This window comes from Bradyrhizobium sp. BRP22, from assembly GCF_020194175.1.
In the GTDB taxonomy this organism is placed as follows: Bacteria; Pseudomonadota; Alphaproteobacteria; order Rhizobiales; family Xanthobacteraceae; genus Bradyrhizobium.
In genome coordinates this window covers 1-12,830 of sequence record NZ_JADYVX010000024.1, presented here as the reverse complement: position 1 = coordinate 12,830, position 12,830 = coordinate 1, and the positions used below count along the sequence as shown (strand labels likewise).

The following is a 12,830-nucleotide window of genomic DNA, read 5'->3' as shown; positions in this document are numbered from 1 at the left end:
TACGCATAGCGCGTCGAGAAGCGGAATGGCGACCGGCCAGGAACACAGTCAGGAGAGCAAGCCCCGTCCGGGCCAGCGCCGCATGGCGCAATGGTCGCGCGACTATGCGCGGCTGCCCGGCATTCCCGACGAATACATCGGTCCGGACGGTACGCCGCGCCCGGTCTGGAGCCGCTTCTTCGATGCCTTCGCCGCGCTGTCGCCGGCCGAGATCGAACGCCGCTTCGCTGCCGCCGATCGCCATCTGCGCGACGCCGGTGTCACCTATCGCGCGCCAGGCGAAACCTCTGACCGGCTGTGGCCGCTGAGCCACCTGCCGCTGATCATCGATGAGGCCGACTGGCAGCAATTGGCTTCCGGCATCATGCAGCGCGCGCAACTGCTCGAAATGATCCTGCGCGACATCTATGGCGAGGGGCGGCTGGTCGCCGATGGCGCGATCCCGGCCGCCGCGATTGCCGGCAGCAGCGAATATCTGCGCGCCGTGAGCGGCATCAAGCCGCCGGGCGCGCGCTACCTCCACCTCTATGCCGCCGATGTCGGCCGCGGGCCTGACGGGCGCTGGTGGGTGCTCGGCGACCGCACGCAGGCGCCGTCGGGCGCGGGTTATGCGCTGGAAAATCGCCTGGTGCTGTCGCGCGCTTTCTCCGGCCTTTACAAGTCGATGAATGTCGAGCGCGTCGCGCCGTTCTTCGAAGCGTTTCGCGACGCGCTGCGCGCCAGTGCCGATCGCGACGAGCCGCGCATCGGTCTGTTGACGCCCGGCTCGTTCAACGAGACCTATTTCGAGCATGCGACGCTGGCGCGTTATCTCGGCTTCCTGCTGGTCGAGGGCGACGATCTCGCCGTCAGCGGCGACCGTGTCCACATCCGCACCGTTGCGGGGCTGAAGCGGCTCGACGTGCTGCTGCGGCGGGTCGATTCCAACTGGCTCGATCCGCTCGAGCTCAACGCCTCTTCGCATCTCGGCGTGCCGGGGCTGATCGAGGTGTTGCGCAAGGGTGGGGTTGTCGTTGCCAACATGCCCGGTTCTGGTGTGCTCGAGTCGCGGGCGCTGCTCGGCTTCCTGCCGAGCCTCTGCCGTCGCCTGCTCGGCGAAGAGCTGGAGATGCCGCATATCGCGACCTGGTGGTGCGGCCAGAAGGCGGCGCGCGAACAGGTGCTGTCGCGGCTCGATGATTTCGCGATCGAAAGCGCCTATGGCAGGGGGGTCCCGGGTTTTGCCAGCCATGGTCCCGTGCTCGCGGGCGAGTTGTCGCCGAGCGAACGCGAACGGCTGAAGAATGCGATTGCCGAGCGTGGCATCGACTTCGTCGGCCAGGAACTCGTGCGTCTGTCGACCACGCCGGTGTGGGAGAACGGTCAGCTCACGCCGCGCCCGTTCGTGCTGCGCGTCTTTGCTGCGGCGACGCCGCATGGCTGGACTATCCTGCCCGGTGGCTTCTGCCGGATCGCAGAGCAGGCGGATGCCCGCGCGGTGTCGATGGGCGACGGCGCACGCGCCGCGGATGTCTGGGTGGTGTCGGAAAAGGCGGTCTCGACCGCGAGCCTGTTGCCTGCCGGTGATACCGTGCGCATCCGCCGCATCGCCGGCGTGTTGCCGAGCCGCGCCGCCGACAATCTGTTCTGGCTCGGCCGCTATCTCGAACGCGCCGAAGCGACGCTGCGGTTGATCCGCGCGCTCGGCTCGCCGATGCGCGATCCCGCGAGATCGAATGCGAGCGGCACGTCGAACCTGCATTCGGTCGAGCGTATCCAGCGCATGCTGGTGGCCTGGGGCGCGACCTCGCAGACGGCGCGGGCCAACCCGGCAAGAGTCGTCGCCGAAGCTCTGCAGAGTGAGGAACGTTTCGGCTCGGCGCTCTCACTGGTGCGCGCCGCCCAGCGTACCGCCACCTCGCTGCGCGAGCGGCTGTCGCCGGACGCCTGGCAGGTCATCACCGAGATGGTGGACCGGCTCGGCGAGGAGGTCGAGGATGACGATGGCGTCATCAGCGCGGCGGAGCTGACGCTGCAGGAACTGGCGAGCTTTGCAGGACTCGCGCAGGAGAACATGAACCGTGCCGCGGGCTGGCGCTTCCTCGACATGGGCCGCCGCGCCGAGCGAGCCATCAACACCACGCGCTTCGCGCGGCAATTCGCCTATGACGAGGCTGATGACGACGACCTCGACATTCTGCTGACGCTGGTCGATTGCCAGATCACCTATCGCTCGCGCTATCTGGTGACGCCGATCCTGGCGCCGGTGCGCGATCTCGCGGTGCTCGATCCCTACAACCCGCGCTCTGTCGCGTTCCAGGTCGTCGGCCTCAACGAACATATTGCGGCGCTGCCGAGCCTGAAGGAATACGGGATGATCGAGCGCCCGCAGCGGCTCGCGGTCGCGCTGCAGGCGATGCTGGCGACGGCCGAGGCGGAGACGCTTGATGTCAAGACGCTGTTCTCGCTGGAGCAGGATCTGCTCAACCTCGCCGACGCCATCGGGCTGCATTATTTCCCGCACGGGCCGAATGCGAGCCGCCCGGAGAAGCTGACGGGCCTCGCGTGATCTACGACATCAGGCACGTCACCACCTATTCTTACGAAAGCCCGGTGAGTTTTGCGCGATGCTCGCTGCGGCTCGAGCCGCAAAGCGGCAATGGGCAGAAGTTGATTTCCCACAGCGTCGAGATCAGGCCGCGGCCAGCGGAGCGCGCGACGCGGCGCGACTTCTTCGGCACGCATACCGAAAGCATTTTGATCGAGACCGCGCACCGCAATTTGCGCATCGACTCGCGCTCGCGTGTCTCGGTCTCGCGCCAAGTGCCCGGCCGCGCCGCGGCGAGTCCATCCTGGGAGAGCGTGCGCGACATCGCGTTCGAGGCGACGAGCCTTGGGCCGTCCTCGCCGGTCGGATATGTCTTTGCGAGCACGCTGGTGCCGGTGCTCGGGCCGCTTACCGCCTATGCGTCCGCGAGCTTTCCGCCAGAAGGCGGCATCCTCGCCGGCGCCGCCGACCTGATGCGCCGCATCCGCAGTGACTTCAGGTACGATTCCAAGGCCACCGTGATCTCGACGCCGTTGACGGAAGTGTTCGAGAAGCGCCACGGCGTCTGCCAGGACTTTGCCCATGTGATGATCGCCGGCCTGCGCGGCCTCGGCCTGCCCGCGGCCTATGTCAGCGGCTATTTGCGCACCATCCCGCCACCCGGACAGCCGCGCCTGCAGGGAGCGGACGCGACCCATGCCTGGGTCTCGGTGTGGTGCGGCGACGAACTCGGATGGATCGGCTTTGATCCGACCAACGACCTCCTGGTCGAGAACGATCACATCATCCTCGCGGTCGGGCGCGATTTCTCCGACGTCTCACCGGTCGACGGCATCATCGCCGGCTCGCGCAAGCAGAAGCTGAACGTCGCCGTCGACGTGCTGCTGGTGGAGTGACGCCGTCACATGCTCAGCGAAATACGGCGGCGGACGATGGCAGTCCGCCCGCGCGCTTGCCGCGCAGCGTCTCGGACGGGTACTCGCCGAACAGGTTTCTGTAATATTGCGCGAACCGTCCGAGCTCGACAAAGCCCTGCTGCATCGCGACTTCGCCGACCGTGACCTCTCCCGGCGTGCTTTCCCTCAGCATGGAATGGATGGCGCACAGGCGCTTGTGGCGCAGGAATGTCACGGGGCCGATGCCGAACACCTCGTGAAAGGCACGGTGAAGTCCGCGCCGCGACAGGCTGAATTCGGCGCAGATCTCGGAAATGTGCACCGGCCTCGGACCCACCGTATCGAGATAGTCTTCGACGCGGCGAACGAGCTTCATCGCTGACGGCAAATATCCGCGATCGTCCGGCGGCAGCGAATTGATGATGGTGCCCGTCATGCAGTCGACGATGGCGCGCTTCCAGAATTCGGCCGCATCGTCCGAAAGCGCCGACTGGTGTTGGGTGAGACTTGAGATGATCTGGGGCAGCCGGCGCGCTCCGGCCATGCCGACCCCATCGTTTGCGCGATAGTGGCTCTTCTGCAGCCAATGGGCGGGATCGCTGAGCCGCGCGTCGCCGCCGAAGACGGCGCCGAGATTGGCAAGGTCGAGGCGGACCGCCGCATAGGTGGATGCGCCGTGGAAGATTCCATCATGCTCGACCAGCGGCGGGATCACCAGGACGTCGGACGGACGCATGTCGAACGACCAGTGCGTGACACGGTCTTCGGCATCAAGCAGCATTCCAACAATCAGCCTGTCATCGGTCGAGATACGCTGCGTGCGCAGGCCGAGATTGAACGAGCCGATGCTCAGCGAGAAATCTCCGATGCCGACATGAGACAGGGTCCCGCGCAACCTGCCACGTCCGATCTGCATGACGTCGACATGGCTGCCCTTGACGCCGTGGTGCATGCCCTCGAAGCCATCAAGATTGGAGATGTTGACCGAAAGACGTTGCGCCATGTTGCTTCCCCCCACGCGCGGTGGGGCAGTGCCGGTCCCGACAACAAGTCGGAAACGGGGAAGTTCCTGCCACACCCTGGCACCGATTTGCCGCGGCGATTCGGGTTTCGTGATGGCGCGGGTGCGGCAGCAATTTTCACTGAATTTTAGCCAAAGCGTTCGCAACCGCAGGGGGATCGCGTTGCGGCTGTAAGCCTGCTTGCCGAAAATTGGCACAATCTGCACGTCACAGGCTTGCCGAGTTGGTTTATCGTCCAACCCTCAACCAGAGCAGGCACGTGATCCGGTCGGCGTGGATCGCATCACGCGCGACGGGGACGGCTGCGCTCACGGCAGCCTCATACGACAAGAAAAGGGGCTCACCTGTTGCTGCCGCTGGGCTGGCGGCGCTTGAACCGGAAGGGGCGCGGCACCGCGCAGAGTTGGCGCCATGTTTCGGGCAGAGACCGAGTGCAGTCACCATCAGCCGGATGATCTCCGGACCGAGGACATGGTCTGGATTCCCGGCGGCATGTACCGGATGGGATCGGACCATCATTACCCCGAGGAGGCGCCATCGCATCGCGTGTCGGTGGACGGATTCTGGATCGACCGGACGCCGGTCACCAATTGGCAATTCCGCGAGTTCGTGCTCGCGACCGGCTACATCACCGCGGCGGAGATACCGCCCGGTCCGGCGAACGATCCGGATGCGCCGCCGGACATACGTCAGGCCGGCTCGCTCGTCTTCACCGCGCCGCGGCGCGTGCGCGATTTGCGCGATATCAGCCAGTGGTGGACCTTCGTGCCCGGTGCCAACTGGCGGCATCCCTATGGTCCCAAGACCAACATCAACGTGCTCGGCAGTCATCCGGTCGTGCACATCACTTACGCCGACGCATTGGCTTACGCGAAATGGGTCGGAAAGGAATTGCCGACGGAAGCGGAGTGGGAATTCGCCGCGCGTGGCGGGCTCGAGGATGAGGAATATGCCTGGGGCAATGCGCTGATGCCCGGCGGCATCCACATGGCCAATACCTGGCAGGGCAATTTCCCCGTGCAGAATTTGTGCGAGGACGGCTATGACCGCACCTCGCCGGTGACGGCATTTCCGCCAAACGGCTATGGCGTCCATGACATGATCGGCAATGTCTGGGAGTGGACGACCGACTGGTGGTCGGCACACCACGAAGTTGACGCGCAGCACGGCGTTCCGCACAATCCTATCGGCGGCCGCAAGGAGGCGAGCTACGATCCGGCGCGCCCGCGGGCGCGCATTCCGCGCAAGGTGCTCAAGGGCGGCTCGCATCTCTCAGCGCCAAACTACAGCCGCCGCTATCGTCCCGCCGCGCGACATGCCGAGGCGGTTGACGCCTCCACGAGCCATGTCGGCTTCCGGTGCGTGCTGCGGTCACCCGTTTCCGCGTCTCGCTAGAGCATGATCCGGAAAAATGGAGACAGGTTTTCCGAAAAGATCATGCTCGAACAAATAGCTAATTGGATCGCTTGATCACGCGCTCTTCCGCGTGTCTTCGATCGGATCTGCGCGCAGGTTGCGGAAGAAGCTCTCGACCTCGCGCGACAGCGTCTCCGCCGTCGCAGTCAGCTTGCTGGACGCGGTCAGCACGGATTCGGCTGCGACCGATGTCTTGCCCATGGCTTCGCTGAGTGAGCCGATATTGACCACCAGCGTCTCATTGCCCTGCGCGGCCGCCTGCGCATTGATCGAGATCTCGCGCGTCGCGGCATCCTGCTCACCGACGGCGCTCGCGATATTCGATGTCACCGCGTTGATTTCGCGCACGGCGTTGCCGATCTCGCGCACCGCCTCGACCGAATTGCGCGTCGAGGCCTGGATCATGCCGACATTCTCGCCGATATCGGCGGTGGCCTTGGCCGTCTGTTCGGCCAGCGCCTTGACCTCATGGGCGACGACGGCAAAGCCGCGGCCGGCATCGCCGGCGCGCGCAGCCTCGATGGTGGCGTTGAGCGCGAGCAGGTTGGTCTGCTCGGCGATCGCCTGGATCAGCGTGAGCACGCCGTCGATGCGCTGGGTCGCGGCGGCAAGCCCTTCGATCTCGGCGACCGACCTGTCAGTGCGCTGGCCGGCCTGCTCGACCGCGCCGGCGGACTGGCGCACCTGGCGGCCGATCTCCTGCACCGACGCCGAGAGTTCTTCGGCGGCGCTGGCGACGGCGGAGACATTGTTTGGGGCCTGCGTGGTGGCGCCGGCAGCCGTCACCGCGCGATCGCTGGCGTCAGATGCGACGCTGGCAATGGTCTGCGCCGTGTCGCGCATCGAGGCCGCATTGTCGTTGACCGCGCGCAGCACAGCGCCGATCGCCTCGCGGAACGCTTCCACCGAGGCTTCGATGTGCCTGGTGCGCTCGTCGCGGGCCTTCGATTCCTGCAGCACCTGCGAATTGAGGTTGCGGTTGCGCTGCATCGCCTCGCGGAAGATCTCGATCGCGCGCGCCAGCGCTCCGATCTCGTCGCCGCGCCGCGTGTGGGGAACCGCGACATTCTCCTCGCCTTCCGCAACCTGTCTGATCGTTGTGGTGATCGCCGACAGCGGCCGGGCGACCGAGCGCGCGATGATCAGCACGCCGAGCACCACCAGAACCAGCGCCAGGCCGCCAAGGCCGGTCAGGAGGAGGGCCATGGTGCGGTTGGTGTCGGTCTCCTGCGCCAGCTTCTTGCCGCGCTCGGCATAGACCTTCGACAGCGCCTCCAGGTCCTTGTTCAGAGCCGTGCGCACCTCGCGGTTGGCGTCATTGTCGCCCCATTCGCGGCCGGCGGCGGCGCCGATCTCGACGCCGCGGCGCACCAGCTCCTTGCGGAACTCGACGAACTGCTCGATGCGCTTCTTGAAGGCGGCGAACTGCTCGGCATCGTCGGCCTGGACGATCTGCTCCCAGCTCTTGACTAGGGCGAGGATACGCTCGTTGAACTTGAGCAGCCCATCGCCGTATTTCTTCACCGCGGCCGGATCCGTCGACATGTAGATGCCGCGGGATTCCATCACCACCGCATAGACGAGCGAATTGACCCGCTCGACATTCAGCGCCGCGCGGCTCGCCGTTTCCACGGCTTCCGTGAGTTCGGCATTCCGGCGGCTGTTGTAGTCGGACAGGAAGGTGATGGCCGCAGTCAGCACCGCAAACAGCGCAAAGATCGCGTACAGCCTGGCGGCAAGCGAAAGCCGGGACGCCATGGCGCGGACAGGGGACGGGTGGGGGGATGTCGTGATTTCAGCCATTCGCGGCACTCCAGATCGGCCGGTGAGCACCGACGGCCGGTAAAATGATGTAGAATTTTAGTGGAGAAATTCTTAATTCGCGAAGTTTTCCGCATTGCAACCAAGTGACCCCGGCGCTGTCGGCCAATGCCCGTCACGGCGTCGAAGCAGGCCTGCGAGGCCCGCGCCCATGCGTGCTTCCAGCCTTTGCCGGTCAACAGCATGGTCGGCTTCATCGGCCCGGCTTAGTTCATCCGCGCCGGCCCCGCTTGCCGATCGTGCAGGGCTGCTACCCGAATCTGCCCCGCGCCTGATCGCCCGAATCCGCTTCCCGTCCTGTCGCTGCCGTCGACAACCGGTCATGCCCTTGCGGCGTTGGCATCACGCCACAATCTTGAGCAATTTCTGGCCCAGCGTCTGGTGCCGTGCTTATATTTGTTTTGGGCTCGTCTTAAGGAAGTTTTGATGAGAGCTGAGGGCATCGAGACGGCACGACGCATCCTTTGCGTCTTCCCGCGCTACACATCGGCATTCGGTACGTTCGAATACGCCTATCCGTTGACCGACGGCGTCAAGGCCTTCATGCCGCCGCAGGGGCTTTTGCTGATTGCGGCCTACCTGCCCGAAAACTGGCAGGTCCGCTTCGTCGACGAGAACATCCGCCCGGCCCGCAAGGAAGATTTCGAATGGGCGGAGGCGGTATTCGTCAGCGGCATGCACATCCAGCGCCATCACATGAATGACATCTGCCGCCGTGCGCATGCCTTCGATCTCGCCGTCGCCCTCGGCGGCCCTTCGGTCAGCGCCTGCCCGGACTATTATCCGTCCTTCGATTATCTCCATGTCGGCGAGCTCGGCGACGCCACCGATGAGCTGATAGCGCGGCTCGCGCGCGATCCGTCGCGTCCCGCCGAGCAGGTGGTTCTGAGGACCGCAGATCGTGTGCCGATGACGGAGTTTCCGATCCCGGCCTACGAACTCGCCGAGACAAAACGCTATTTCCTCGGCAGCATCCAGTTCTCCAGCGGATGCCCCTATCAGTGCGAGTTCTGCGATATACCCGGCCTCTACGGCCGCAACCCTCGCCTGAAGACGCCGCAGCAGATCGTCGCCGAGCTCGACCGGCTGCGCGAATGCGGCATGACCGACACGATCTATTTCGTCGACGACAATTTCATCGGCAACCGCAAGGCGACGCTGGACCTGTTGCCGCATCTGATCGAGTGGCAGAAGAGGACCGGTTATGTCGTGCGGCTCGCCTGCGAGGCGACGCTGAACATCGCCAAGCGGCCCGAGATCCTCGAGAAGATGCGCGAAGCCTTCTTCGTCACCATCTTCTGCGGCATCGAGACGCCCGATCCCGATGCGCTGAAGGCGATGCATAAGGACCACAACATGATGGTCCCGATCCTGGAAGGCATCCAGACCATCAATTCCTACGGCATGGAGGTGGTCTCCGGCATCATCATGGGGCTGGACACCGACAAGCCGGAGACCCCGGATGCGCTGCTCACTTTCGTCGATCAATCCCAGATTCCGCTATTGACGATCAACCTGCTGCAGGCGCTGCCGAAGACGCCGCTCTGGGACCGGCTCGAACGCGAGGGACGCCTGGTCGACGACGACAGCCGCGATTCCAACGTCGAGTTCCTCTTGCCCTACGACCAGGTCATCGATTCCTGGAAGCGGTGCATGGAGGTGGCCTACGAGCCCGAAAAGCTGTTCGCTCGCTACGAGCACCAGTGCAACTACACCTATGCCAACCGCGTGAAGGCTCCGGTCAGCCCGGAAAGGAAGAGCTGGGCCAATATCCGGCGCGGGCTGATCATGCTGCGCAACATCTTCTGGCAGGTCGGCGTGCTCGGCGACTACAAGCGGACATTCTGGAAGTTCGCGCTCGGGCGGCTCCGGCGCGGCGACATCGAGGGATTGATCGCATCTTCGATGATCGCGCATCACCTGATCACGTTCGCGCGCGCGGCCTCGAGCGGCCAGCAGAACGCGTCGAACTATTCGATCCGGCTGCGCGAGGCCTCCGTGCCCGCCGAGTAGCCGGAAATGACGCTGTCCCTTTCACTGCCCGCGCAGGCCCTGGCTACAAGTCGGTGGCATACCGAATCGCGTGGCTGGCGCGCGAGGGGCTGACCCGCGGGCTCACCGACGTTGCGTTGAAGGACGGAGCGGAGGCATTCCGCCGCAGCTCGGCGCGCCCTGAACTCATGATCCGGGACGGCGGGACTTGCCTTCCGAAAAGATCACGTTCGAACAAGGAGATGAGAGCAGGATCTACTTCGGCCAGATCCGCTCACGCCCTGTGACAAATCCGATACTTAATGGCGATTTTTGTACCGCACACGCGGATTTGACCTCTCCCTCAAGCTTGCGGCGCGGGGGAGGGGCCTGTAAAACCGGCGCCGGTCAATACTTCCATGTTTTCAAGGACTAGTGCCGATGGAAGTGGCCGTCGAGCGTTCCTCGCGCCCGCAACCAAGCTAGACAATTCGCGCCGATTTCAGAACTGGACAGGGCATGCCCGAAAAGAACTTCGAAAGTCAGGTCCACGTTGGAAAGGTCGAGGAGCCGCCGCAAGGACCCAGCATTGCTTTCGGGCTGGAGCGCATCGGGCTGATCGCGGTCAAGGCGCCGGTGGTCTCGCTGATCGTGCTGATCGCGCTGATGATCGCGGCCGTGTTCGGCGTGCAGCGGATCAAGATCGATGATTCGCTGTCGCAGTTGTTCCGCTCCGACACCAAGGACTACAAGCAGTACGAGGAGGTGACGAAGCGCTTCCCCGCGACCGAGTTCGACGTGCTGGTCGTGGTCGAGGGCAAGACGCTGCTGGCGCGCGACAACCTCGAGAAATTGCGCGACATGGTCACCGACCTGCAGCTCGTCGAGGGCGTGCGCGGCCTGGTCTCGCTGTTCTCGGCACGGCAGGCGCCGGAGCCCGGCAAACTGCCGGCGGCGCTATTCCCCAACGACCTGCCGGAAGGCGAGGCCTACGACAAGTTCGTCGAGACGGTAAAATCCAACGAGATCATCCGCGGCAAATTGTTGTCGGAGGACGGCACGCTGGCGCTGATCGTGCTGTCGGTCGATCCCGAAGTGGTCTCGAGCAACAAGCTGAGCACCGTGATCGGCGAGATCCGCAAGGTGATGGCCGACGATCTCTCCGGCAGCGGCCTCGACGCCCAGCTCTCTGGCGTGCCGGTCATGCAGCTCGAGATCCGCAACGCGGTCGAGCGCGACGGGCTGACCTACAATGTCCTCGGCATCCTCGCCGGCTGCATCATCGCGATCATCTTCTTCCGCAAGATCTCCTTCATGGTGGTGGCGGCGTTCCCGCCGATGATCGCGATCCTGCTTGCGCTCGGCGGTCTCGGCTGGGCCAATTTCAATCTCAACATGTTCCTCAACGTAATGACGCCGCTCATCATGGTGATCAGCTTCTCCGACTCGATGCAGCTCACTTTCGCGGCGCGCGACCGGCTGATCGCGGGGCAGGACAAGCTCAGCGCGTTCACCAATGCGGTCCTGGTGGTGGGGCCGGCTTGCGTGCTGACGCACGCGACCGCCGGCATTTCCTTCATCGCGCTGCAGTTCTCCGATTCCGACCTGATCCGCAAATTCGGCGAGGCGGGCCTTGCCGCCACCATCATCGCGCTGCTCGCGGTGTTGTCGCTGGTGCCGGTATTCGGGGTGCTGTTCGTGCGCAACGAGCGTATCTTCGCGGTCAAGTTCCAGAGCGCGGATGCCGGCGTGCAGGCGCTGCGCAATTTCTGCTACTGGATCGCGGTGCGCATGGTCAGCCGGCCGGGGCTGTTCAGCTTGGTCGCGCTGATCTTCGTCGGCGGCCTTGGCATCGTCTATGCCAGTCTCGAGCCGCGCTATCGGCTTGCCGATCAGGTGCCGGACAAGCGGCAGGCGGTCGAGGCCAGCAATCGGCTTGATGCCAAGCTGACTGGCGCCAATCCGATCGACGTGCTGGTCGAATTCCCGAAGGGCGCATCGCTCTACTCGCCCGAGACCTTGAAGGTGATCGCGGAAGTTCACTCCACGGTCGAAGGCGCGGCCGGCGTCGGCAATGTCTGGTCGCTGGAAACGCTGCGCCGCTGGCTTGCCGAGAAGGCGGGTTCAACCGACGTCGCGACGCTCAAACAATATGTCAGCGTCATCCCCGAACATCTGGTGCGCCGCTTCATCTCGGCGAATCAGGATGCCGTGGTGGTGTCCGGCCGCGTGCCCGATCTCGATTCAAGCGAGATCCTGCCGGTGGTCGACAAGCTCGACCATGCGCTTGACAAGGTGCGCGCCGAGCATCCCGGCTACGAAATCGCCGTCACCGGCCTGTCCGCGATCGCGGCGCGCAACAGCGCCAGCATGATCGAGAAACTCAACCACGGGCTGACGATCGAGTTCGCCCTGGTCGCGATCTTCATCGGGCTCGCCTTCCGCTCCGTCGTCGTGATGTTCTCCTGCATCCTGCCGGGCATCTTCCCCGTTGTGCTGTCGGGAACGGTGTTGTGGCTGCTCGGCGAAGGCCTGCAATTTGCGAGTGTCGTGGCGCTGACGGTATCGTTCGGCCTCGGTCTCTCCGCGACCATCCACTTCCTCAACCGCTTGCGGCTCGAGCGCAAGCCCGGCATCAGTGCGGCGCTCGCGGTGGAGCGCGCGACCGTGCTGGTCGGACCCGCGCTGATCCTGACCACGGTGGTTCTGGCCTGCGGCCTGGTCGTGACCGTGTTCTCCGACCTGCCCTCGCTGCGCCTGTTCGGCTGGCTCTCCGCCTTCTCGATGATCGCAGCCCTCGTCGCCGACCTCTTCATCCTCCGGCCGACCGCGATGTTCCTGATCAACCTGTCGGAAAAACTGCGCGGCACGGCCACGCCGCCGCCGCAGGCGAAAGCGGCGGAGTGAGCTTGCACTCCCTTTGCCGCTTGCAGGCAGGGCTACCGTATATAGCTCGTTAGTGGCTGTGGACGAAGGCGGGCCTCATGGTTCGAGACGCGCCGCAAGCGGCGCTCCTCACCTTGAGGGTCTAATTCCGCCGCGAAATCAGACCTCATCCTGAGAGCCTGACTCAAAAAAGCGTAAGACGTCTTCAAGGTCTGGCCAGGCGGCGAATTAGGAGCCTCAGATGGGCGATGAGCAGCCATGCGAGCTCAGTGGCAGCAGAGCCTTCGAAGT

General features: G+C 64.6%; 7 protein-coding genes. 5 read left to right on the top strand and 2 right to left on the bottom strand.

All coding sequences use genetic code 11. From position 1 onward, the window contains the following. Positions 1-25: 25 nt before the first annotated feature. Together I6F35_RS25835 and I6F35_RS25830 are read left to right on the top strand one after the other, a co-directional pair. Positions 26-2,548: a circularly permuted type 2 ATP-grasp protein gene (locus I6F35_RS25835; protein ID WP_225120480.1), complete on the top strand. Its 2,523-nt coding sequence runs from the start codon at positions 26-28 to the stop codon at positions 2,546-2,548. Beyond that, entirely contained in the window at positions 2,545-3,423 is an 879-nt protein-coding gene (locus tag I6F35_RS25830; RefSeq protein WP_225120479.1) for a transglutaminase family protein, read from the top strand. The genes I6F35_RS25835 and I6F35_RS25830 overlap by 4 nt, the downstream gene beginning before the upstream one ends. A 13-nt stretch (positions 3,424-3,436) precedes the next feature. On the opposite strand, the gene I6F35_RS25825 is transcribed toward I6F35_RS25830, so the two are convergent. Then, positions 3,437-4,426, bottom strand: a complete 990-nt coding sequence (locus I6F35_RS25825; RefSeq protein WP_225120478.1) for a helix-turn-helix domain-containing protein — start codon at positions 4,424-4,426, stop codon at positions 3,437-3,439. A gap of 430 nt (positions 4,427-4,856) precedes the next feature. Here I6F35_RS25825 and I6F35_RS25820 point away from each other — a divergent pair, with 430 nt between their 5' ends. Beyond that, on the top strand, positions 4,857-5,840 hold the full coding sequence (locus tag I6F35_RS25820; protein WP_225120477.1) for a formylglycine-generating enzyme family protein: 984 nt from the start codon (positions 4,857-4,859) through the stop codon (positions 5,838-5,840). Between the two features lie 75 nt (positions 5,841-5,915). Here I6F35_RS25820 and I6F35_RS25815 read toward each other — a convergent pair whose 3' ends face one another. Then, the gene (locus I6F35_RS25815; protein WP_225120476.1) at positions 5,916-7,664 is read right to left on the bottom strand and encodes a HAMP domain-containing methyl-accepting chemotaxis protein; all 1,749 of its coding nucleotides are present in this window, start codon (positions 7,662-7,664) and stop codon (positions 5,916-5,918) included. A gap of 444 nt (positions 7,665-8,108) precedes the next feature. Here I6F35_RS25815 and I6F35_RS25810 point away from each other — a divergent pair, with 444 nt between their 5' ends. Further along, positions 8,109-9,695: a B12-binding domain-containing radical SAM protein gene (locus tag I6F35_RS25810; protein ID WP_225120475.1), complete on the top strand. Its 1,587-nt coding sequence runs from the start codon at positions 8,109-8,111 to the stop codon at positions 9,693-9,695. A gap of 477 nt (positions 9,696-10,172) precedes the next feature. Then, positions 10,173-12,560 (top strand): MMPL family transporter, encoded by a 2,388-nt coding sequence (locus I6F35_RS25805; RefSeq protein WP_225120474.1) that lies wholly within the window; start codon positions 10,173-10,175, stop codon positions 12,558-12,560. The last annotated feature ends 270 nt before the right edge of the window (positions 12,561-12,830 follow it).

Bases quoted from the DNA above. Each gene is read 5' to 3' on its own strand.
- I6F35_RS25835 (WP_225120480.1), top strand. From the start codon at position 26: ATGGCGACCGGCCAGGAACACAGTCAGGAGAGCAAGCCCCGTCCGGGC.
- I6F35_RS25825 (WP_225120478.1), bottom strand. From the start codon at position 4,426: ATGGCGCAACGTCTTTCGGTCAACATCTCCAATCTTGATGGCTTCGAG.
- I6F35_RS25820 (WP_225120477.1), top strand. From the start codon at position 4,857: ATGTTTCGGGCAGAGACCGAGTGCAGTCACCATCAGCCGGATGATCTC.
- I6F35_RS25815 (WP_225120476.1), bottom strand. From the start codon at position 7,664: ATGGCTGAAATCACGACATCCCCCCACCCGTCCCCTGTCCGCGCCATG.
- I6F35_RS25810 (WP_225120475.1), top strand. From the start codon at position 8,109: ATGAGAGCTGAGGGCATCGAGACGGCACGACGCATCCTTTGCGTCTTC.
- I6F35_RS25805 (WP_225120474.1), top strand. From the start codon at position 10,173: ATGCCCGAAAAGAACTTCGAAAGTCAGGTCCACGTTGGAAAGGTCGAG.